We start from the raw sequence: 21233 nt of genomic DNA, 5'->3' as shown, positions 1-21233 counted from the left end.
GGAGTTCACATGACGCAATCCACGACGCCGCCCGCGCTTACCGAGGCGCAGACCCGACGCATCCTCCAGGCGGTCGACGCGCAATTCGATGCGCAACTCGCGTTCACCCAGGATCTTGTCCGGTTCCCGTCCCTGCGTGAGCAGGAACACACCGCCCAGGATTTCCTGTACGAAGCCATGCGGGGACGCGGCTTCTCGATGGACCGCTGGCGGATCGACGTCAAAGACATCGAGTCGCACCCCGGCTTTGGCCCCGTGACGGTGTCATACGAAAACGCCTTCAACGTCGTCGGCACCTATCGCCCCGAGCAGCAAACCGGCCGCTCGCTCATCCTCAACGGGCACATCGATGTCGTGCCGACCGGCCCGGTCGAGATGTGGAGCCGTTCGCCGTGGGATCCAGCGATCATCGACGGCTGGATGCACGGCCGCGGGGCGGCGGACATGAAAGCAGGCCTGGCCGCCAACCTGTACGCCTACGATGCGGTGCGCGCGGCGGGCTATGCGCCTGCGGCACCGATCTACTTCCAGTCGGTCGTTGAAGAGGAATGCACCGGCAATGGCGCGCTCGCGGCACTGTTGCGCGGCTACCAGGCTGACGCCGTGATCATTCCCGAACCCGAAGAGAACATGCTGGTACGCGCCAACGTCGGCGTGCTGTGGTTCAAGGTGCGCGTGCAGGGCCATCCCACCCACACCCGCGAGATGGCCAATGGCTTCAATGCCATCGACGCCGCCTATGCCGCGATCGAGGCGTTGCGCGGCATCGAAGCCAAGTGGAACGGCGAACACCATTGCCATCGCCACTTCGAGCACCTCGACCATCCCATCAACTTCAACATCGGCAAGATCGCGGGCGGCGATTGGCCGTCGACGGTACCGCCCTGGTGCGAATTCGACGTGCGCGCGGCCATCTACCCCGGGACCACCGCCGATTCGGCGCGGGAGCAGATCGATGCGTGCCTGCGCGACGCGGCGTCGGACCCGAGATTCGGCGGCACGCCGCCCCAGGTGACCTACACCGGTTTCTACGCCGAAGGCTATGTGCTGGAGGAAGGCAGCGACGCCGAGAACACGCTGCGCGAATGCCACAAACAGGCCTTCCACAGCGACCTGGAGACCTTCACCACGCCCGGCTACCTGGATGCGCGCGTGTTCGTGATCTACGGCAACATGCCCACGCTGGTCTATGGCCCGAAATCGCTCGATATCCACGGGTTCGACGAACGGGTCCATATCGAGTCGCTACGCCTCATCACAAAGTCCATCGCGCTCTTCATCGCGCAATGGTGCGGCATCAACGAGGCGGCGGCGCAACGCTAAGGGGCGGAAGCGCCGCCAACGGCAGGCGGGCCGGCCACGACCTGGTCCGCCTGCGCTTCCGAGCCGAAACGGCCGCCCAGCGCAAGGTGCAGATTCACACGCTGGACCAGCCGCTCCGCGCGCACGTGGATCAGGTCGCTCTGCACCCGCAAGAGGTCGCGCTTGCGCTGCAAGACGTCGAAATCGTCGAACTGGCCGATCTGCCGTTGCACCCGCGCCAGTTCCAGCGCCCGGCTGCTTTCGGAAAACTGGCGCTGGATCGACCGTTCGCGCAGCGCGAGCTGCTGTTCGCCTGTCAGGCCGTTCTCGACTTCGGTCATGGCGGTAAGGATCGCGCGCGCATACAGCGCCAACGCCTCCCGTTGCTGCTCTGTGCGCAATTCCAGCGTGATCTGACGGCGCCCCGCGTCGAACAGCGGCCACGCCAGAGAAGCCCCGACCGGAAAGACCCAGCTTTGCATGCTGGTCGCCAGGCCGGAGTAGTCCTTCGTGAAGCGCCCTGCTCCGGCGAATATCGCAATGGTCGGCAATCGGGCCGCTTTCGCCTCCTCTGCGCCGAAGTACGCCGACACCAGCCGCTCTCGCGCCGCGACCAGGTCGGGCCTGCGGTCCAGCAGGTCCAACGGCAGGCCTGGGGCCAAGGGCGCGGGCGAGTCCGGAATCGGCTCGTCGGCTTGCGCGGCGCCGGCGGGGTAACGGCCAAGTATCAGTTCCAATGCCCGCAGCGCTTGCGCCCGCGCCTGTTCGCGCTGCGCGACCACGTCGGCGGCGGCGGCGACCTGCTCCGACCAGTACGCGACGTCCAGCTCGCTGACCTTGCCGATGCGGCGGCGGTACTCGATCAGCTTGAGCTGTTCGCCGGTGGTGCTTTCCAGCTCTTGCGCCAGGGCGAGCTGACCGCTGGCTTCCAGGGCGGCAAGCCAGCTCCGGGTGGTCAACGCGCCGATGGATTGGCGGGCATAGGCGTAGTCCGCTTCCGACGAACGGTAGCCGGCCTCGCCGGCCTTCTTTTCCGCCCTTGCCCTGCCCCACAGGTCGATTTCCCAATTCATGAGGACGGCATAGCCGTTGGCCGAAAAGGCGCTGCCGGGCGTCGGGTCCGTCGCCGTGCGGGCGCCTATGCCGACGGTGGGAAGCAGGTCCGCGCCGGCTAATCTGGCTTGATGCGCCGCCTGTTGCATCCGGCTGGCGGCCACGCGCAGATCCAGGTTGTTGGCCAGCGCCTCGTCGATCAGCGATTGCAGCGTGCCGTGTTCGGGAAAACCAGCCCATTGGGGCGCGAACGCGGCGGCCTCTGCGCTGGCCACCCATTGGGGCGGCACTTTCGTGCCCGCCATGGCCTCTTCATACAGCGCATCGCTGGCGGGCGGATCCAGGTTGGCGCAGCCCGCCATCAAGACCGCGGCGCTGCACACCGCTGCGAGGACGCGTGGGACGATCGTGCTGCGCGCTGGCATGTCGGCCCCGTCAGTGAAGCTTGAGAACCAGATAATCAAGCTTGGCCGAGACGCGGAATATCACTTTGCGCACCATGTGCAGCGCCCCTAGGCTGTCGGTGTAGATGGCCGCGTTGCCGCGCGCGCCCATGGCCAAGGCCATGTCCTGCGGCGTCTCCAGGTCGATGCGTACCGCATACTGCATGGGCGCTTCGGCGTGATCACCCTCGGACGTCGTGCCCGGCAGCAGCCCGGATGCCTGGAATTGCCCCTGGGACGTCGCCCAGACGATCGAATCGACCTTGCCCTTGAAGACGTGCCCCGGCACGGTGCGCAGCGACACCTCCACCTCGTTGCCGGGCTTCACTTTGGTTAGCTGGTTCTGGTCGAAGAACGCGATCACCTGCTGCGTCGTCTCGACGAACGACATGATGGGGCGTATCGGGATCGCGGCCGCATACGACCCCACGCGGGCTTGCAGATTGATCGCGTAGCCGTCGGCAGGCGCGTAAAGCGTCGTCTGCGCGAGTTCCCATTTCGCCGTATCCAGTTCGGCCTTGACCTGCGCCACGGCGACCTGGTCGCCCTCGAACACCGCGCCCACGCTGAGCCGGACCTTGCGTTCCGCTTCCTGCGCTGCCGCCCAGTTCGCAAGCCGGACCTTCAATTCGCTTTGATAGCTCTGCACGTCGTACTGGCTGCCCGCCCCGCGCGCCGCCAAGGCGGTGCTTTGGCGCAACCGCATGCGGGCCAGCTCGACTTGCGCCAGGGCGGCGGCCGCCATCGCCTGCGCCGAGGCGAGGTCGCGGTCCAGGGATTGCTGGCTGGCCTGGGCATCCACCAGTTTGGCTTCCAGCTGCCTGACCTTCAGTTGATAGGGCTCGGCGTCCAGACGCAGCAGCACATCGCCCTTTTTGATCGGCCGGTTCCCCTCCACGGCGATTTCCACCACGCGCCCGGTGACCCTGGGCACGATTTCGACCACGTAGTTGATGACCCGCAATTCCGTCGAAGACGGCGTGACGACATTGATCGTCAGGACAAGCGCTGCCAAGCCGGCGGCGCCCACGGCCACCACGCCGACCTGAGATTGGATGTTCCAGGGAAGCAGCTTCAGCTTGATGAAGACCAGCCAGACCAGCAGCGCATAGACGACGCAGATGAGTTCAAGCATGTCGCCTCCCTCGTCAACCCACGGCTTCGGAACCGGGCCGCACTTCCTGTTGGGGACCGGTGGCGCTACCCGGAGGGGGCGGCGCCTCCTCTTCTTCCTTGGCGTTCATCTCCTGGTAGAAGTCCTCGTGCTTGTCGTGGCCGTAAGCCAGCCGGTAGCCGATCGGTTTGGTGTGGGCCCACAACCACGCGAACGGCCAGAGCATGCCCCCGAACGCCAGGGACAGCAGGCACAGCGATTTGATCGCTTCGGCTTGAGGATGGTGCCGTTTTTCGGCGATGACCTCGGGCAGGACGTGCAGCTTCCAGAAGATCCAGATCGCCAGGATGGGCACGAAGACCAGCACGACCCAGACGAGCACATCGGCGATGGCGTCTTCCAGGTGTCCGCCCGCCGCGTGGCCCGTTACGGGCAGAAGCGGGGTCGCGATGGCAGAGATGACGATGAGTCCACGTCGCGGATTGGCAAGAAACATATCGAACCCCCTCTTCCCAATGGGATGCCGGTGGCCCGGCACGTCGTCGCGGTGGTCTTCGCTTCGGAATGCCTGCGCAGCAGCGCTGTACCGCATTTTGACCAGTGACCAACCCGCAAGTCCATGCTAATTTCGGCAATATGTAGTCAGCTTCCCGCTGCGGAGGGCCAGATGAACGTTCATCGATTCGAGTCATTTGATGCGTATGCGGACGCGATATTCGATGCGGACGCCCGGGTGTTTCTACTGGGGGCCCGAGACGGCGGCTGGGGGGTCGGCCATCTGGATGTGGACGGCATCGACGTTCAGCACGGCGTCGCGGCCGTGCCGAACCTGTGCGAAGGCGTCGGCTGGCCCTCGCATCTGACATTGCTCCTGTCGCAGCCTTCGCCCAGCCCGACCTGGCTGAACGGCGTTCCGTTTGATCAGGAGTCCCTGGGGGTGCTGGCGCCAGGCCGCGGATTCGTCTTTCGCGCCGCCGGACCCAATGAATGGATCACGATCGCGGTGCCGATGGGTTCCGCACTGTTCGCGGGCGGTACCGTCATGGCCCAGACGCTGCGGCAATGGGCGCGCGTTGCGGACATCGTCAGAACAGACCGTTTGCAGTTGGCCGCGCTGCGCGAAGCCGCGCTCCTGTCGATGGCGCCGGCTTGTCCGCCGGCGATCGGCCGGCGGCTGCTGGAACAGCGGCTGTCCGATTTGATCGCCTCCCGTGCGCCAGCCAGCCGCTGCAAGGGGCGCCCAGGCTCGCCGATGCCGCTGTTGTGCGAAACGGCCTTGACGGTCTTTCGCAAGCAAGGCCAGGCGGTGGATGTCGACGGCTTGTGCAAGGGCCTGAGGATCAGCGAGCGTAGCCTGCGGGATTTTTCCCAAGCCTGTTTCGGCATGGCTCCGGGGCACTACCTCTGCCTACGCAAGCTGCACGATGTCTATCTGGATCTGGCGAAAAACGCAGGCCCGCGGATGTCGGTGGCGGACTGCTTCCTGCTGCACGGCTACCCCTATTCCACCTATGCGGCGGCGCGCTACCGCGCCCTGTTCCTTGAAACACCGTCCGAAACGCGGCACCGCCGTGGTCAGCCCGGATGTCCAACCTGACGGGTTTTCGCCGGAATCATCATGGACCTGCGATGGCGTCACGGCTCACAATTCCAAGTCAAGGAGTGCGATGATGGCAAAGAAAGGCGAAGTGGAAAACGGCGGCGCGTCCGCCCGGGCGCGGCTGTCGGCGAAACGGTACGAACAGGAGTTGGCGCGCCTGCACGTCGAACTGGTCAAACTCCAGCAATGGGTGATCCATACCGGAGCCAAAGTATGCATCTTGTTCGAAGGCCGTGACGGCGCCGGCAAAGGCGGAACGATCAAGGCCCTCACGGAGCGCGTCAGCCCGCGCGTGTTCCGCGTCGTGGCGCTGCCCTCGCCCACCGACCGCGAGAAGACGCAAATGTACGTGCAGCGCTACCTGCCCCACTTGCCCGCCGCTGGTGAAATCGTGATTTTCGACCGCAGCTGGTACAACCGCGCCGGTGTCGAACGCGTACTGGGCTTTTGCACCAAGGACCAGGTGAGATCTTTCCTGAAGGCGGTGCCGCTGGTCGAACGGGCCATCATCGAATCCGGCGTCATCCTGCTCAAGTACTGGCTTGAAGTCAGCGAGGAGGAACAGACGCGCCGGCTTCAAGCGCGCATCCACGACGAACGCAAGATCTGGAAGCTGTCCAAGCTGGACCTGGATTCCTATAGCCACTGGTACGACTATTCGCGGGCGCGTGACGACATGTTCGCGGCGACGGACACGGATTTCGCACCCTGGTTCGTGGCCGATTCGAACAACAAGAAGCGGGTGCGATTGAACATCATCAGCCATATCCTCGGCCGCATTCCCTATAAAGCGCTTCCCAGGGCGAAGGTCAGACTGCCGAAGCGCCAGCAGAAGCCGCAAGGCTATCGCGAGCCCGACCATTCGCGCATGCAGATCCCGCAGAAGTTCTAGCTAGCGCCACAAGGGAGAACGGACATGGCAGAGTTGCTGATCAACCATGTAGCAGACAGCACGTCGGACGAAGACGTCAGGGCGTTCCTCAGCAAATATGGTTTCCCAGTGTTCGATCGAATCGAACGCATTGCGGGTGACCAGTCGCGGCCTGCGGTACTCGTCACATTCAACGAGACTGGCCCAGCGGCGTTGCGCGCCTTGCTTCCCCGGATACACGGCGTCTTCTGGCAGGGCCATACCATTACCGCCCTGGTCATGAGGACCCCGATCCTGTAAGACGCCATGGGCAGCGTGCCGCGCCCGGTTCTGCGCCAATCGAACCGGAGTTTGCTATCGTGAGCGGGTTTCGGGTCCGACGCAAAACGGCCCGGCCACTTCCCGCCCCAAACCGATAGAGGATGACGATGCCCCGTTGGACTTTTTATTCCGCCCCTGGAACCTGCGCGCTGGCGACCCATATCGCGCTGCATGAAGCGGGGGCCGACTTCGATCTGGTCAAGCTGGATTTCGGCGCCGGCCAGCAGCAGAGCCCCGAGTACCTGCGCGTGAATCCCAAGGGCCGGGTGCCGGCGCTGGCCACCGAACATGGCGTGCTGACCGAGACCCCCGCCCTCCTCTCCTTTGTGGCGCAGCGTTTTCCGGCGGCCAAACTGGCGCCGTTGGACGACCCCTTCGCCTTCGCGCGGATGCAGGAATTGACGAGCTATCTGGCGGCAACGGCCCACGTGGCCCACGCGCACAAGCGGCGCGGCGCCCGGTGGGCGGATGATCCCGCGGCGCATGAATCCATGCGCGTGAAGGTCCCGCAGACGATGACGGCCTGCGCGGCGTATCTGGAAGGCCAGATCACCGGCCCGTGGGCCATGGGCAACGACTACAACGTGGCCGACGGCTACCTGTTCACCATCGGCAGCTGGCTCGACGCCGACGGCGTCGACATGGCGCAGTTTCCGAAGCTGACCGCCTACCTGACCCGCGTCGCGGCAAGGCCGGCGGTGCAGCGCGCCCTGGAAGACGCCCGCTAGCAGCCGGTCGCGCCGCCTGCGTGGGTTAGAGCGCCAGCACGAGGCGCTGGCCGCAGGCGCGCGAACAGCAGCTCATCATCTTGCGGTTCGCATCGCGTTCCGTGCGAGTCAGTACCACGTCGCGGTGGTCGATCTCACCGGCCAGCACGCTGACCTCGCAGGATCCGCACAAGCCCTCCTCGCAATCGCTTTGCACGTCGATATTGGCGGCGCGTAGCGCGGCCAGCAATGTCTGATCGGCGCGCACGGCGACCACCAGCCCGGAATCTTTCAGTTCCGCCTCGAAGGCGTGTTCCCGGTCGGGGTCGAGCGTGCCCAGCGTGGAATGGAAATGCTCCACGCGCAGCGCGTCCTGCGGCCAATGGGCGCTGGCCTGCTGCAAGGCGTCCAGCAAGCGTTCCGGGCCACAGGCGTAGATCTGCGCAGTCGGGTCCGGCTGCGCCAGCAGCGCGCCGAAGTCGTTGCGCTGTCCCTCGTCGCTGGCGTAGACGTGCAGCCGGTCGCCGTGCAGGGCCGCCAGTTCGTCCAGCAACGCCATGCCGGCGCGGGTGCGGCCGCTGTAATGCAATTCGTAGTCGATGCCCAGCGCCTGGGCCCGCCGGGCCATGGCGCTGATGGGCGTGATGCCGATGCCGCCGGCGATCAGGATTGTCCTGCCCGCGCTTTCGTCCAGCCGGAAATGGTTGCGGGGGCCGCGGACGCGCAGGCGCTGGCCGGGCGCGACGTGGTCGTGGACCCAGGCCGAACCGCCGCGGCCGTCGGTTTCGCGCAAGACGGCGATGCGCAGGCGGCCGGTATCCGAAGGATCTCCGCAAAGCGAGTATTGGCGAGACAAGCCGGTGTCGCCGCATTCGATGTCGATATGCGCGCCGGGCGCCCAGCGCGGAAGCGCTTTGCCATTGGGCGAGGCTAGCGTCAGCATCACGATGCCGTGCGCGGCGGGTTCCACCCGTTCGACCACCAGGTTGCGCGCGCTGGCATGGGCGGAGGGTTCGCCGATGCGTACCGGCTGGCGCTGATCCAGCAGGCCGGGTTGGCGGCGTTCGGGGTTCTGCGCCGGATCCCATTCGACCTGCAAGTGTTCCGGCCCACGAAACGAGGTATTGGGCACATAGGTGAATTGCTGTGCCGACAGGCGCAGATGCGGCAGGCGGCGCGTCAGCTCTTCCAGGAAGATCTGCATCTCCATGCGCGCCAGGTTCTTGCCCATGCATTGATGCGAGCCATAGCCGAAAGTCAGCTGATCGCTGGCGTTGTCGCGCCGGATGTCGAACAGGTCCGCATCCGCGAATTGCCGTTCATCGTGATTCGCCGACGAACTGACGATCAGCAGCTTTGCGCCCGCCGGGATCGCCGTGCCGGCGATCGTGGTGTCGCGCGTGGCCAGGCGCCGCCAGGCCGCGACCGAACCATTGTGCCGCAGGCATTCTTCGACCGCGTTGGGAATCAAGGACGGGTCTTCGCAAAGGTCGCGCCACGCGTCGGGGTGCTGCAGCAGCAGCTTGAGGGCGTTGGCCGATGCGTTGGCGGTTGTCTCGTGCGCCGCGACGATGCCGGCCATCATCATCGAATGCAGATAGGAGTCGGTCACGACGTCCGGGTAATCGCGCTGCTTGCGGATGCCGTACTGCATCCAGCCGGGCTGGTCCGGATCCTGGCGCATCTTGTCCAGGATCTTGCCGGCCAATTGCCAGAAATTGCCCACTGCATGCGCCACGGCCACTTGTTCCTCGGGCTTGGGGCGGCCCCAGGTATTGACGGTGTGCGCGATGGAATAGCGCCGCAGCAGATCCATGTCCTCTTCGGGAACGCCCAGGAAATGCAGCGCCACCGTCAGCGGCACTTCCCAAAGCAGCTGGTCGACCAGGTCGGCGCTTCCGTCGTCGATGAAGCGGTCGACGTATTCGCGGGTCAGGCGCCGCACCATCGGTTCGTGGTGCGTCAGGGCGTCGGGCGTGAACGGTTCCATCAGCACGCGCCGCCGCGGCATGTGGGCGGGCTCGTCTTCATTGACCAGCGTGCGGTTCATCGCGTACCCGTAGGACGCTAACACGGCGTTGGCTTCCGGTCCGGTCGGGGTGATCTTTTCCAGCGCGATGGACGGACTGAACGTGATGTTGTCGCGGAAGATGGCCTTGATGTCTTCATACCGGGTCACCACCCAGTAGCCCAGTTTCGGGCTGTAGAAGACGGGTTCCTGCTCGCGCGCCCACCGCACGTACTCGGGCGGGTCTTGCTGGTAGCCGTCTCCGAAGGGGTCGAATTCGGCGGCGCGCTCGCTGACGTGCATGGGGCAGCCTTCGACGCCGGCAGCAGCGTGCACCGGACAGCCCGACGAGCGGGGGGCGGGTTGGACGGGTTGGGACATGTCTGCACTCCGGATATGATCAGTTTTATGCGTAAATCATATACGCATTGCGTAACTTGATAAACCCGGTTTACCCTTCGATCCTCCCCTACCCGCCCGCCGCCAATGACCGCCACCGACTCCCCGCGTCCCCGCGAACGCCGCCAGCGCGTGCAAGCCGCCGAAACCAGCATGGCCGTCCTGAAGGCCCTGGGCGAACTTGGCGGGCGCGCGGGCTTGAGCCTGATTGCTGCGCGGATCGACGAAAGCCCCGCCAAAGTGCATCGCTATCTGGTCAGCTTGATGGAAGGCGGTCTGGTCGGCCAGGACGCAGCCACCCAGCAGTATTTCCTGGGACTGGAGACCCTGTTGCTGGGGCTGGCCGCCATGCGGCAGGCGGATCCCATCCGCCTGGCCGAAGCGTCGCTGACCCGCCTGCGCGAAGAATTGGAGGTGACGTGCTTCGTGGCGGTGATGGGCAACAAGGGCCCGACCATCGTGCGTTTCGAAGAGCCGGGGCTGCCAGTCACGGTGAACGTGCGCGAGGGGTCGGTGCTGTCGATGCTGTGGTCGGCTACCGGCCAGGTATTGCTCGCGACGCTGGACGAGAGCGCCGTGCGGGCGCTTGCCCAGGCCGACCTGGACGCGGCCACCCCCGAGCAGCGGGCGATGCTGCATGCCAGCGACCCGATAGGCGCCCTGCAACGAGAGGTGCGCGCGGCGGGCTGCGCCGTGGTGCGCGACACGAATCTGCGCGGCATCAGCGCGGTATCCGCGCCGATCTACCATTACGCCGGCCGGCCTTGCGCGGTGCTGACCGCCTTGGGGGCCACCGGCGGCTTCGACGCCTCGCCCGACGGCCCCGTGGGGCGGGCCGTGCGCCGCGAGGCGCAGGCCATCAGCCGCCTGCTGGGCAGCGCACCGGCGCACGAAGGCATCAGAAGCTGACCGCCAATCCCACCGAAAACCCCGACACATTGGTGCCGAAGACATAGCGGCCGACCAGCCGGGTTCGGGTGATGAAGACGTTGTAGGCGCTGGAATCCAGTTCCAGGCCGGCGCCCACGGACGTCAGCCGGTCAAAACCCAGCACGCCGCGCTGGTCGCCCAGGAATTCAGAGTGAGTCAATTCCAGCACATAGCGCAGCGGGCGTTGCAGCATCGTCAGGCCTGTGGGCGCCCGGTAGCGCGCCCACAGGTTGGCGGATTGCGCGATGGCGTTGCCCTGAACCGCCGCGGAACTGGCAAAGCTCTTTAAGCGGATGTCGGAATACCGCAGCTCCACGTCCACTTCGTAGCCGGGCCGGTAGTGTTCGTAATCCAGCATGAGCGATCCGCCCAGGCCATACGCGTTCAACGAGCCTTTGTCCAGGAACGTCACGTCCTGGCCGGTCTGGCGCCCCACGTACCAACTGGCTGCGCGCAGGTCGCTGGTGACGTTGCCCAAGGCCACGTTGAAGATGGGGCGCAGCTTCAGTTCGTCGGTCAACTTGAAGTCCCAGCCGATGCCGCCCGTGGCGGAAACGCTGTTCCATTTGGTGGGAATCTTGCGGGATTCCAGGCCTTCGGAGGCGACGAACGTCGGGTCGTAGCGGCTGCCGGCCAGCACGCCTTCCAGATAGATGGGCACCGATTTCGATATCGTGTCGCCGCCGCCCAGTTGCGTCATGTAGAACTCGGTCGAACCCGTCGTGCCGCCACCGCCGCCGATCGACAACGCGCTGGTCGTGATGTCCGGAACGATTGAAAACGACATCAGCGCCAGGACGCCGTTGGCGCGCTTCTGCAGGTCGTCCTGCGACAATCTGATGGTCGGTTGCGCGCTTGCCGCGCCGCCCGCGGCGCACGCGTGCGCCGCGATCAGCCACGCGGATAGCCGACGTGCCGCCCAGCCCCGACTCCCTGCCTTGCGGTTAACCATGCCGTTTCTCCGCTCAGTTACTTCACCGCGCCCGCCGCGGCGCTCCCCATGGCCTGACGCTGGGACAACAGCAACGTGTCGCTTTGGTCGATGCGTATCGCGCCGATGCGCGGGAATTCGAAGTCAACGATGATGTAGAGCGCCACCGTCATAACCAGCGCGTAGATGATCTGGTGGAACAGCGTGTCGCGCTTGGCACCGGCCAGGTTCAGGCCGATCAGGCATGCGCAGACCAGCGCCAGGAACCCCAGGAACGCATAGGTGACGATGGGCGGATGGACCTTTTGCGCGACGGTTTGGGCGGTGGACACGTCGAACATGTCATTGACCGATGCGATGTACGACGCGGCGAACGGCGGCACCGTGTTCCTGCCCGCCGCGATGGAGCTTTTCCAGATTTCGTTCTGGATGGCACCCACTTTCGTTGCGATGGCGTCGCGCTGGTCCAGGTCGGCGACATGCTTGTAATAGTTGACGCGCTCGTCCACGTAGCGGCGGAACTGTTCCCGCAGTTGCGGCTGGTCGTCGGCATTGAGCAGGTCGATGCGCAGCCAGGCGGTGCCGATGGCGTTGACCTCGGTGACCAGCAGATTCCTGCGGTCCGCCATCCGCTGCGCGGCCCCGGAAAACGTGAACGCGATCAAGAGGCCCAGCAACGCGAAAACGGAGGCTTCGATGGCGGCCGAACCCGCCGTGCCCTTGTCTTCCGAGCCGCCCCGCAGGCCCAATAGCCGTCCGAACCGGATGGCCCCCAGCAACATGAAGAAGAAGACGACCGCCGAACCTGCCAACGCAAATGAATAGTTCACATTGCCACCTTACGCCTGGTCTTTGTTGATCGGACACGTTGGAAAAGCGGAACAGACTTTCGAATAAAGCGGGAAGTCCCTATTGCGGCAGGCCTTCTTTCCAGAGCGTAACGCGGTTGCGTCCCGCCGCTTTGGACGCATACAGGGCCTCGTCCGCGCATTTGACAACAGCCTGCGGGGATTTTCCATGCTGTGGCCATAACGCGACACCCACCGACACGGTCGCATGCCCGACGCCGTCAGGCATCGCCTTTTTGGCCACGTCGGCGCGGATGCGTTCGGCGGCGTGCATCGCGACCTCCGGCGACGAGGCCGGGACGATCACCACGAATTCCTCGCCGCCCACCCGAAACGGCCTGTCCTGCTGGCGCACGCTGTCGCTCAGGGTTTTTGCCAGCAAGATCAATACCTTGTCGCCGACCGGGTGGCCAAATACGTCATTGACCTGCTTGAAATGGTCCAGGTCCAGCGCGATGACCGCGAATGGCGTTACGGCGGCGGCCAGTTCGTCGAACCGCAGTTCAAGGGCGCGGCGGTTCATCAGGCCGGTCATGGGATCGGTCATCGTCTGGGTGTTCAGTCGGCCGACTTCGTGCCGGTGCTGCGCCAATGTGGCGATCAGGGCCTCGCGCAGCTTGTCCGCTTCGAAATACCAGGTCTTCAGCAAACTGGCCCGCGGGCCTTGCTTGTCGATCGCTTCGGGGCTGCCCATGGCGCGGGTCAGTCGGGCCAGCGGCCGGGCGATGGCATAGGCCAATCCGCACACCAGCAGCAGCGTGACGATGACGGCGGGGATGGCGAAGCGTAAGGACTCGGCCAAGAGTGTCTTCAGCGGCGACAGGGCCAGGTCCAGCGGCCGCTGGATGACGACCGCCCATTTCCCTTTCGTGATCGGCGCATAGCCCGCCAGCACCGGGGCGCCCGAGGCGTCACTGACTTGTGCCGAGCCCGGCCCCGACGTGGGCGACACGTCGGCCTTGACCAGGCTGAGCACGCTTTCGTCCGGCCCGCCGGCGGCGTGGCTATACAGCACACGGCCATCGACATTGACCAGGTAGACGGATGCGCCGTCGCCATAAGGGTGTTCACCGATCAACCGGTCCAGCCGGCTGCCGCGTTCCAGGATGACGACGGCGGCAAGGAACCCGGCCGCCGTACCGTCCTTGCCCGGCACCGGCTCGACCAGCATCAGCGCGGCGCGCTGGCCGTCATGCTCGCAGCAAGGGACCACCCAGTCTGCCGGGCGCTGCCCTTTCATGCCCAGTTCGGCCAACGTATTGAAGGCGGCCAGTTGCGCGGGCGCCTGCGCGGACCGGGCGATGATGGTGCCGCCGGCATCGGCAAGCAGCACGGCCGTTACGCCTTGGGCCTGCGAGGCGACGCGGGACAATTCGGCCGTCAGCGCCTGCGGCGTGCCCTGGGCATCCGGCAGGCGGGCGGCGCTGATCTTCAATTGCCGGTGCAGCGCATCGATGTACAGGTTGATGAATTCGGCCAGTTTCTCCGCATAGGCCACGTTCGAGGCTAGCGAATTCTTGACGACCTGCGCCTTCTGCACCTGGTAGCCGGCATAGAGCGCATTGAAAAAGCCGATCGCCACGCTTAGCACCGCCAAGGCGATGAGCACCGTGAACAAGCTGACTTTTCTTTTCATCGTGGAGGATCCCGCCCGCTATCGGCCTGCAAAGCAGCATACAGAATCATGCAAAACGGGTCCACACCCCAACCATCATTCATTTGCCCGGCTTGAAATCCATCGCTGCCATGGCCGGTCCGATTGCCTGGGGCGCATATCCCTGCCAGGGCGTGTTGCCGGCGTCCAGTCTGGCGTGGATGTTGGCGATGGTCCAGTGCGCGCCGCCGCTGAGCGTCGGCAGTTCTGCCCACGCCACCGGCACCGACACCCCCAATCTCGGCCGTGCCCTGGCCGACCAGGCGGCGACCGTCGTGGCGCCGAAGCCGTTGCGCAGGTAGTCCACGAAAATCTTGCCGACGCGGTTCTTCGGCCCGCTCTTGGCCACGAAGATCTGCGGCAGCGTTGCCGCCAGATGCGCGACGATCGCCTGCGAGAACGCCTTGATGGTGTCCCAGCCGTACTGCCGGCGCAACGGCACCACCACGTGCAAGCCCTTGCCGCCACTGGTCTTCAGCCAGGCCGTCAGGCCGATTTCGGACAGCATCGTCTGCACCAGACGCGCCGCCTGCTGCAGGGTCGGCCACGCCACGCCTTCACCCGGATCCAGGTCGAACAGCATGCGGTCCGGTTTGCCGATGGCGGTCTTGACGGCGTTCCAGGTGTGGAACTCCACCACATTCATTTGGACGGCGGACATGACGGCCTGGGCTGTGGGCACTTCCAGCAACGGCGGATGCCCAGGGTCCAGCCGGACGGGCAAGGACTTGACGCCTGGCATGGCCGCTTCCAGGTGCTTCTGGAAGAACAGTTGGCCCTGGATGCCGCCCGGCGCACGCAGGAACGACACCGGGCGGCCGGTCAGATGATGCAGCAACAAGGGGGCAATCAGACCGTAATAGCGCGCCAGGTCCAGCTTGGTCAATCCGGTCGAGGGGTCGATGACGCGTTCGGGATGGGTCAGCTTGCCGAGCTTGCCGGCGGCCTTGGGGCGCTCCGCCGCAACTGCGGCGCGTGGTGCAGGCACGGCCTTTTCGCGGGTGATGCCACGCGCCGGCTTGTCCGCGCGCAGGCCCTGGAAGACCGAGTGGCGGATATGGCCCCCCGTGGTCCAGCCGGAGAACGACACTTCGGCGATCAGTTGCGGCTTCACCCACCGCACGCCCCTGCCCTGCCCGCCTGACACCGGCTTGTCGGGGGTTTCGATGCGGGCGAGTTTTTTCTGAAGCGAGAGCAGCCCTTGGCGGTCGAATCCGGTGCCCACCTTGCCGGCGTAGCGCAATGCGCCGTCGTCCTCATGGACGGCCAGCAACAGCGCGCCGAGCCCCTCGCGGCTGCCTTGCGGCGCGGTATAGCCGACGATGACGAATTCCTGCCGGCGACCGCACTTGATCTTCAGCCAGGTATCGGCGCGGCGCGACACGTAAGGGGCGGATTCGCGCTTGGCGATGATGCCCTCCAAGCCCATCTTGCAGGCGGACGCCACCAGATCGGCGGGCGCCGCTGCGAGCGTTTCGCTGAAACGCAGGCAATCGTCGTCGGCCGTCGCCATCAACTGCGCCAGCAACGCCCGGCGCACGCGCAAGGGCTCGCGGCGCAGATCCCGGCCGCCGATGAACGGCAGGTCGAACGCGTAGAACACGATGCCGCCGGTGGCGTCGCCGTCGAAGGCGTTCTGCAGCGCCTGGAAGTCGGGCACGCCGTGCTTGTCCAGCACGACCGCTTCTCCGTCCACCCAGGCGCACTTCGCCGGCAGCCGGCCAAAGGCCTTGACCAGATGCGGCAGCTTCGCGCTCCAGTCATGCGCGTTGCGCGTGTGAAGGCTGACCGTGTCGCCATCCAGCCGCGCCAGCAAGCGGTAGCCGTCGAACTTCAATTCATAGAGCCAGTCCGCCGAGTCGGCGGGCATGCCGTCGGCCAACGTGGCCAGTTGGGGCTTGAAGGACTCGGGCAACTCGGCCGCCACCCCAGGCAGCGCCGCCGCCTTCCGTTCAGGCTTGGCCGGCGGCGCGCGCTTCTCGGCCTGCTTCTCGGCCTGCTTCTCGGCCTGCTTCTTGGCCCGTTTCTTGCGCAACGCCACCACGCTGTCAGGCATTTCATCCACGACGCTGAACTCGCGCTCAGGCCGCGCGAAACCATCCTTGTCTTTGATCAGCAGCCAGGCGGGCTGTTTGTCGGACGCCTTGCCCTTCATCCGCACCAGCGCCCATCGGCCTTGCATCTTCTTGCCCTGCAAGTCGAATTTCAGGTGCCCATCCCGATAGCCCTTGCGGGCGTCTCCGACCGGCGCCCAACGCCCTTCGTCCCAGATGATGACTTTGCCGGCGCCGTACTGGCCAGCCGGGATCTGGCCTTCGAACTGGTTGTACGCGATGGGATGGTCCTCGACCTGCACGGCCATGCGCTTGACGGCCGGGTCGTAGCTGGGGCCTTTGGGTACCGCCCAGCTCTTCATCGTGCCGTCCAGCTCCAGCCGGAAGTCATAGTGCAGCCGGCTTGCCCAGTGCTTCTGGATGACGAAGGCCCGGGCGTCCTCGTTCGCGTCGCCGCCCTCGGCGGGCTCCGGTGTGACCGTGAAGTTGCGCTTCTTGCGATAGGCCTTGAGGGAATCGGCCATGTCAGGCCGCCTTGCGTGCCCGCGCCGCCTTCTTCGCCGGCGCTTTCACCGACGCTTTTTTCGCCGGCGCCTTCTTTGCCGCCGCCTTTCGCGGCGCGGCCTTTTTCGCGGCGGCAGGGGCTGCCTTCCTGCCCCCTTTCAGGCTGCGCTGCAGCAGCTCCGTCAAGTCGATCACGTTGTCCGCATAGGCGGGCGCGTCCTCTTGCGGTTCAATGACGGTTTCGGTCTTGCCGGCCTTGACCTTCTTGGCCACCAGGCCCATCACGGCTGCCTTGAATTCGTCCTTGTACTGTGCGGGATCCCACTTGCCGGACATGTCCTCGACCAGCATCTTGGCCATTTTCAGTTCGCTGGCGCTGGGCGTCATGCCCCGGGCGCCAGACTTGGGCAGGTCCAGTTCGTCCTGCGGCTTGACGTCGTCGCCCCAACGCATCAGGTCCAGCACCAGCGCATCGCCCGACGGGATCAGCGCCGCCAGATGTTGCTTGGTCTGGATCACCACCTTGGCGATGCCGATCTTGCCGGTCTTGGCCAAGGTGTCCCGCAGCAAGGCGTACACCTTCTGGCCCTTGTTGATGGGCGCCACGTAGTAAGGCCGTTCCAGATACACGAACGACACGTCCGCCGCGTCCACGAACTGTTGTATTTCAATGGTTTGCGTGGTGCGCGGATAGGCGTCGGCGATCTCTTCCGGGGAAATGACGACGTACTGGCCATCTTCAAATTCCACGCCCTTGACGATATTGTCCTTGTCGATTTCCTTGCCGGTGCGCTTGTTGATGCGCTTGTACCCGACGGGGTCCATGGAGCGCTTGTCCAGCCAATCGAAGTCCACGCCGGACTCCGTGGTGGCGGTGTGCAGGCCGACGGGAATGTGGACGAGGCCGAAGGAGATGGCCCCTTTCCAGATGGTTCGTGTTGCCATGATCAGCTCCTCTAGACCGGGAAGTGATCAGCAAATAGTATTCCTGCGCGCTGCGGCAGGCCACCTCAGTGCATGCGCGCCTTCGCGGTGGCCAGTTTGACGGACCGGCGGCGCCACCAGAGCCACACGCCGCTTATGCCCAGGCCGCCCAGCGTCAGCCCGCCCAGCGCCACGGCGGTTTCCAGCGCCACGCCGCCCAGCTCGCCGGTGTGCAGCGGATAGACCACCGCCGTCGCCCGGGCGCCGGGGTCCAGCGTGTTCCAGCGTTGCACCGCCAGCACGTCGGCCGTGCGGGGATCGATCCAGACGGAAGTCATTCCGTTGGGATGCGGGTCATCGCCCAACATCATGCGGAAACGGGTCGGCGCGCCGGCATGCGGCGGAACCACGATGTAGCCGATGGGCGCCGGCTCCTGGAATTGCGCCACGGCCTTCGCGGCCAGTTCGTCCAGCGTCAGCGGCTGGCCGGCGATGCTTCCCGCCTGCCCGTTGGCGGCCAACACCGGCAATTTCGGCGCCTTGACCGGCGTGGCGCCGCTTAGCCACGTCACCGCCGCGCCCAGTGGACGCCACGCCATGTAGGCGCCGGTCGCGACCGATACCGCGATCAGGAGGCCCAGCGTGGCCCCGCCGACCCGGTGCAGGTCGAACAGTGAACGCAGCAGGCCGCGGTCCAGTGCGATGTTCCAGCCCTTCGCCCAATGGCGCGGCCACCAGAGGATCAGCCCCGAGACCAGCAGGAACAGGTAGGCCAGCGCCACCCAGGCCAGGATGGCCTTGCCGGTGCTGTCCAGGTACAGCGCGCTGTGCAGTTTGAACAGCACGTTGGCGGCGCCCTCGGTTTCCCCGCGACGGCCTTGCTCGGCCCCGGTGGCCGGGTCCAGGTAAAGCGTGCCGCGCCAGGCGCCGCGCACCCGGACTTCAAGCGTTTCGTCCGGCGCGCGAGCGGGCCGGAACACCAGATTCGCGCTGTCGCCGAACGCTTTCCTGGCCGACCGCAGCACGGATTCCAGCGCAACGCCCGCCTGGCCCGGCGCCAGGCGGGAATGGGCCTGGAACAGTTCGGGGTTCGCCCAGCGGTCCAGCGCCGGCGTGACCACCAACGCCGCGCCGGACAGTCCCGAGAAGATCAGGATCCAGCCGGCGCTGAGCGCCAGCCAGCGGTGGACCCGCAGCCACACGCCGCGCAGGCCTTTCACGAGGTCGATCCGGTGGAGACGATGCCCATGCTTAGAACGCCATCGACGCCTGCATGTAGATCGTGCGAGGCTGACTCACGAACTTGCCGCCGTTGTTGTCGGTGGAGCGCGTGTAGTAGCGGCGGTCGAACAGGTTCTTGACGCCCACGGCCAGCTTCAGGTTGTTCATGTCGCGGCCGAAGTCGTAGCCTGCGCGCAACGCCACCGTGGCAAAGCCGGGGATGTCGCCTAAACGTCCGCTGGCGTCTTCCTCGGTCACGTAGCCCGCGCCGGCGTCCGGCGAACCCGGCGAACGTTGCTTGGATTGCGCGAAGACGTCTGCGTTGAAGGTCCAGCGTTGCACGGCGTAGCGGGCGCCGACGGACGCCACCTGGCGCGAGTACAGCGGCAGGTCGCGGCCTTCGAAGGCGCCGGCGCGCGCGATGGCTTGCGTGTAGGTGTAGGTGGCGTAGACGGACAGCCCGCGCAAGGCGTCGCTGAGATCGCCCATGTCGTACCGCAACGCGGACTCCACGCCGCGGTGGCGGGTAGCGCCCAAGTCGGTCCACATCCCCTCGCCCACGATCGACCGGGTCAGTTGCAGTTCCTTGTCGAAGTCGATGTTGAACAGCGTCAGTTCGCCGCTCCAGGCCTGGCCGGCGAAGTGCGTGCCCATTTCGTAGGTCTTGGCGGATTCCGGGTGCAGGCCTTCAGTGGTGGACGCCAACTGGCTGTACTGCTGCGGGCCGAACGACTTGCCGGCGTTGGCGAACAGGGACCACTTGTCGTCCACGCGGTACAGCACCGACAGCGTGGGCAAGGTCACGCGCGAATCGATCGACGGCGACAAGGCGCTGGTGACGGCGCCCGTCGCCGTGTTGAAGTTGGTGACGTTGTTGTAGGTGCTGATGCTTTCGAAGCGCACGCCGGGCGTGATAGTCCACTTGCCGATGTCGATGCGGTCATCGATGTAGAAGGCGTGGGCGGTGGTGCCGCCGTCGCTCGTCTGATAGGTCGGCATGTTCAGGTCGAACGCGTCGCCGCCGGCGGCCGGGTTGTAGTAGGCCGTGCGCCCCGCCACTTCCGAGCTGCTTTCCTTCAGGTAGCGGTAGCCGACGGTGACTTCCTGCACGAACGAGCCGGAATCGAACAGGCGCGAATAGCGCGGCTCGAAGCCGAAGTAGTGGTAGCTGCGGGGCGCGGTCGTCAGGCGAAACTGGTTCGCCGTGGCGCCGGTGCCGCCCTGCTCGATGTCGCTGCCTCGGAAAGAATCCACGTAGTACGTCAGGACTTCGAAGTTGTTGACGCCGTCATTATGCGTGTACTTCAACGATCCGTCCGTGCGGCGGCCGGTGAACTGGTCGTACTGGCGCGTGGATTGGAACGGGTCTTCCGAGTATTGCGCCGTGGTCAGGCCGCCCGGCATCCGGCCCTTACCTTCGAAGTGATGCAGCGAAACGGCTACGTCGTCGGTGGCCGAAAAGCGGTAGGCGCCCTTCAGGATCACGTCGTCGATGTCGGTCGAATCGTTGCTGGAGCGGTAGCCGTCGCCGTGCGTGCCCGAATACAGCAGCGCGCCGCCCAGGCCCTTGTCGGTCGTGCCCCCCACGAACAGGCTGGGCGAGGTCTTGACGTTGCCGCCGTGGCTGTAGATTTCGCTGTCGACATTCAGGCTGGTCGTGAAGTCCTGCGGAATCTGGCGCGTCACGAAGTTGATGATGCCGCCCACGTTCTGCGGGCCGTAACGGACCGAACCCGCACCGCGCACCACGTCGACCGATTCCAGGTTGCCCAGCGACACGGGCGCCAGCGACAGCTGCGGCTGGCCATAAGGCGCGTATGCCATCGGCACGCCGTCCATCAAGATGGTGGACCGGGGCGACAGGCGCGAGGTCAGGCCGCGCACCCCCACGTTCAGCGACACGTCGCTGCCGCCGGTACCGTTGCTGTCCTGCACCTGCACGCCGGGAATCTGGCGCAGCACGTCACGCACGTTGCTGGACCCGCTTTCCTGGATCTGTTGCTGTTCGACAACGGTGCGTGCGCCCGGGTGGGACAGCACCTTTTCTTCGGTGGGCGTGCCCAGCCAGTCGCCAGTGACCGTAACGGGCGCCAGTTCACCGCCTTCGCCAGCGGCCGCCGCAGGCGCCGCCTGCGCGTGCGCCATGCCGGACAGGCCGGCCAAGGCGGCGGCAATCGCGGCCGCGCGGCGGTTCAACGGGAACCCTGCCCGCGCGTGTTCGTTTCTGGCCCTAACCATCTTGCTTCTCCAAGCGCCTGTCGAGGCGTCACCATGATTGGCGGTCATCCTCAGTGCGACCTAGAGCAGCAAGAGTCAATGACGCGAAAGCCGGACCATCAAGGGCCGACT

Annotated in this window: 17 protein-coding genes; 6 read left to right on the top strand and 11 right to left on the bottom strand. The window is 65.7% G+C overall.

Annotated features, from left to right (window positions below; genetic code table 11):
* Nucleotides 1-9: 9 nt before the first annotated feature.
* A complete protein-coding gene (locus A9973_RS03625; protein ID WP_183012408.1) occupies nt 10-1323 on the top strand; it encodes an ArgE/DapE family deacylase in 1314 nt (437 codons plus the stop codon).
* Here the strand turns inward: A9973_RS03625 and A9973_RS03620 are convergent.
* The 3 genes from A9973_RS03620 to A9973_RS03610 are packed head-to-tail and all read right to left on the bottom strand — an operon-like array spanning nt 1320 to nt 4408.
* Nucleotides 1320-2780, bottom strand: a complete 1461-nt coding sequence (locus tag A9973_RS03620; protein WP_183012407.1) for a TolC family protein — start codon at nt 2778-2780, stop codon at nt 1320-1322. The genes A9973_RS03625 and A9973_RS03620 overlap by 4 nt on opposite strands.
* A gap of 10 nt (nt 2781-2790) precedes the next feature.
* Nucleotides 2791-3933, bottom strand: a complete 1143-nt coding sequence (locus A9973_RS03615; RefSeq protein WP_183012406.1) for an HlyD family secretion protein — start codon at nt 3931-3933, stop codon at nt 2791-2793.
* 13 nt (nt 3934-3946) lie between these two features.
* Entirely contained in the window at nt 3947-4408 is a 462-nt protein-coding gene (locus A9973_RS03610; protein WP_183012405.1) for a DUF3302 domain-containing protein, read from the bottom strand.
* A 171-nt stretch (nt 4409-4579) separates the two neighbouring features.
* Between A9973_RS03610 and A9973_RS03605 the strand changes: the two genes are divergently transcribed.
* The 4 genes from A9973_RS03605 (at nt 4580) to A9973_RS03590 (ending at nt 7432) form a co-directional block, all read left to right on the top strand.
* Nucleotides 4580-5509: a helix-turn-helix domain-containing protein gene (locus A9973_RS03605; RefSeq protein ID WP_183012404.1), complete on the top strand. Its 930-nt coding sequence runs from the start codon at nt 4580-4582 to the stop codon at nt 5507-5509.
* A 73-nt stretch (nt 5510-5582) separates the two neighbouring features.
* Nucleotides 5583-6404 carry a polyphosphate kinase 2 gene (ppk2, locus tag A9973_RS03600; RefSeq protein WP_255469006.1) on the top strand — a complete coding sequence of 274 codons (822 nt, stop codon included), beginning with the start codon at nt 5583-5585 and terminating at the stop codon, nt 6402-6404.
* Nucleotides 6405-6428: 24 nt separating this feature from the next.
* On the top strand, nt 6429-6683 hold the full coding sequence (locus A9973_RS03595) for an RNA-binding protein (RefSeq protein ID WP_183012402.1): 255 nt from the start codon (nt 6429-6431) through the stop codon (nt 6681-6683).
* Nucleotides 6684-6811: 128 nt separating this feature from the next.
* Nucleotides 6812-7432, top strand: coding sequence for a glutathione S-transferase family protein (locus tag A9973_RS03590; RefSeq protein ID WP_183012401.1), 621 nt, complete (start codon nt 6812-6814; stop codon nt 7430-7432).
* Between the two features lie 25 nt (nt 7433-7457).
* Here the strand turns inward: A9973_RS03590 and A9973_RS03585 are convergent, their stop codons facing one another.
* On the bottom strand, nt 7458-9800 hold the full coding sequence (locus A9973_RS03585) for a cytochrome P450/oxidoreductase (RefSeq protein WP_183012400.1): 2343 nt from the start codon (nt 9798-9800) through the stop codon (nt 7458-7460).
* 105 nt (nt 9801-9905) lie between these two features.
* On the opposite strand from A9973_RS03585, the gene A9973_RS03580 reads away from it, so the two are divergent.
* Nucleotides 9906-10727, top strand: a complete 822-nt coding sequence (locus A9973_RS03580; protein WP_183012399.1) for an IclR family transcriptional regulator — start codon at nt 9906-9908, stop codon at nt 10725-10727.
* Here the strand turns inward: A9973_RS03580 and A9973_RS03575 are convergent.
* From A9973_RS03575 to A9973_RS03545, 7 genes are all read right to left on the bottom strand, one after another.
* Nucleotides 10717-11700 carry a hypothetical protein gene (locus A9973_RS03575; protein ID WP_183012398.1) on the bottom strand — a complete coding sequence of 328 codons (984 nt, stop codon included), beginning with the start codon at nt 11698-11700 and terminating at the stop codon, nt 10717-10719. The genes A9973_RS03580 and A9973_RS03575 overlap by 11 nt on opposite strands.
* Nucleotides 11701-11717: 17 nt before the next feature.
* On the bottom strand, nt 11718-12509 hold the full coding sequence (locus A9973_RS03570; RefSeq protein WP_183012397.1) for a hypothetical protein: 792 nt from the start codon (nt 12507-12509) through the stop codon (nt 11718-11720).
* Nucleotides 12510-12588: 79 nt separating this feature from the next.
* Complete coding sequence (locus A9973_RS03565; protein WP_255469005.1) at nt 12589-14163, bottom strand: diguanylate cyclase; 1575 nt, start codon at nt 14161-14163, stop codon at nt 12589-12591.
* Nucleotides 14164-14242: 79 nt separating this feature from the next.
* Nucleotides 14243-16759, bottom strand: a complete 2517-nt coding sequence (ligD, locus tag A9973_RS03560) for a DNA ligase D (RefSeq protein WP_183012396.1) — start codon at nt 16757-16759, stop codon at nt 14243-14245.
* Between the two features lies 1 nt (nt 16760).
* The gene (locus tag A9973_RS03555) at nt 16761-17684 is read right to left on the bottom strand and encodes a Ku protein (RefSeq protein ID WP_183012395.1); all 924 of its coding nucleotides are present in this window, start codon (nt 17682-17684) and stop codon (nt 16761-16763) included.
* Between the two features lie 65 nt (nt 17685-17749).
* Nucleotides 17750-18883 carry a PepSY-associated TM helix domain-containing protein gene (locus A9973_RS03550; protein WP_183012394.1) on the bottom strand — a complete coding sequence of 378 codons (1134 nt, stop codon included), beginning with the start codon at nt 18881-18883 and terminating at the stop codon, nt 17750-17752.
* 31 nt (nt 18884-18914) lie between these two features.
* On the bottom strand, nt 18915-21122 hold the full coding sequence (locus A9973_RS03545; RefSeq protein WP_183012393.1) for a TonB-dependent siderophore receptor: 2208 nt from the start codon (nt 21120-21122) through the stop codon (nt 18915-18917).
* Between the last annotated feature and the right edge of the window lie 111 nt (nt 21123-21233).

The sequence above is a fragment of the Achromobacter sp. UMC46 genome (assembly GCF_014170335.1).
GTDB lineage: Bacteria > Pseudomonadota > Gammaproteobacteria > Burkholderiales > Burkholderiaceae_B > Achromobacter.
Note: the sequence above shows the minus strand (reverse complement) of the source record. Positions and strands in the feature narration are given on the sequence as shown.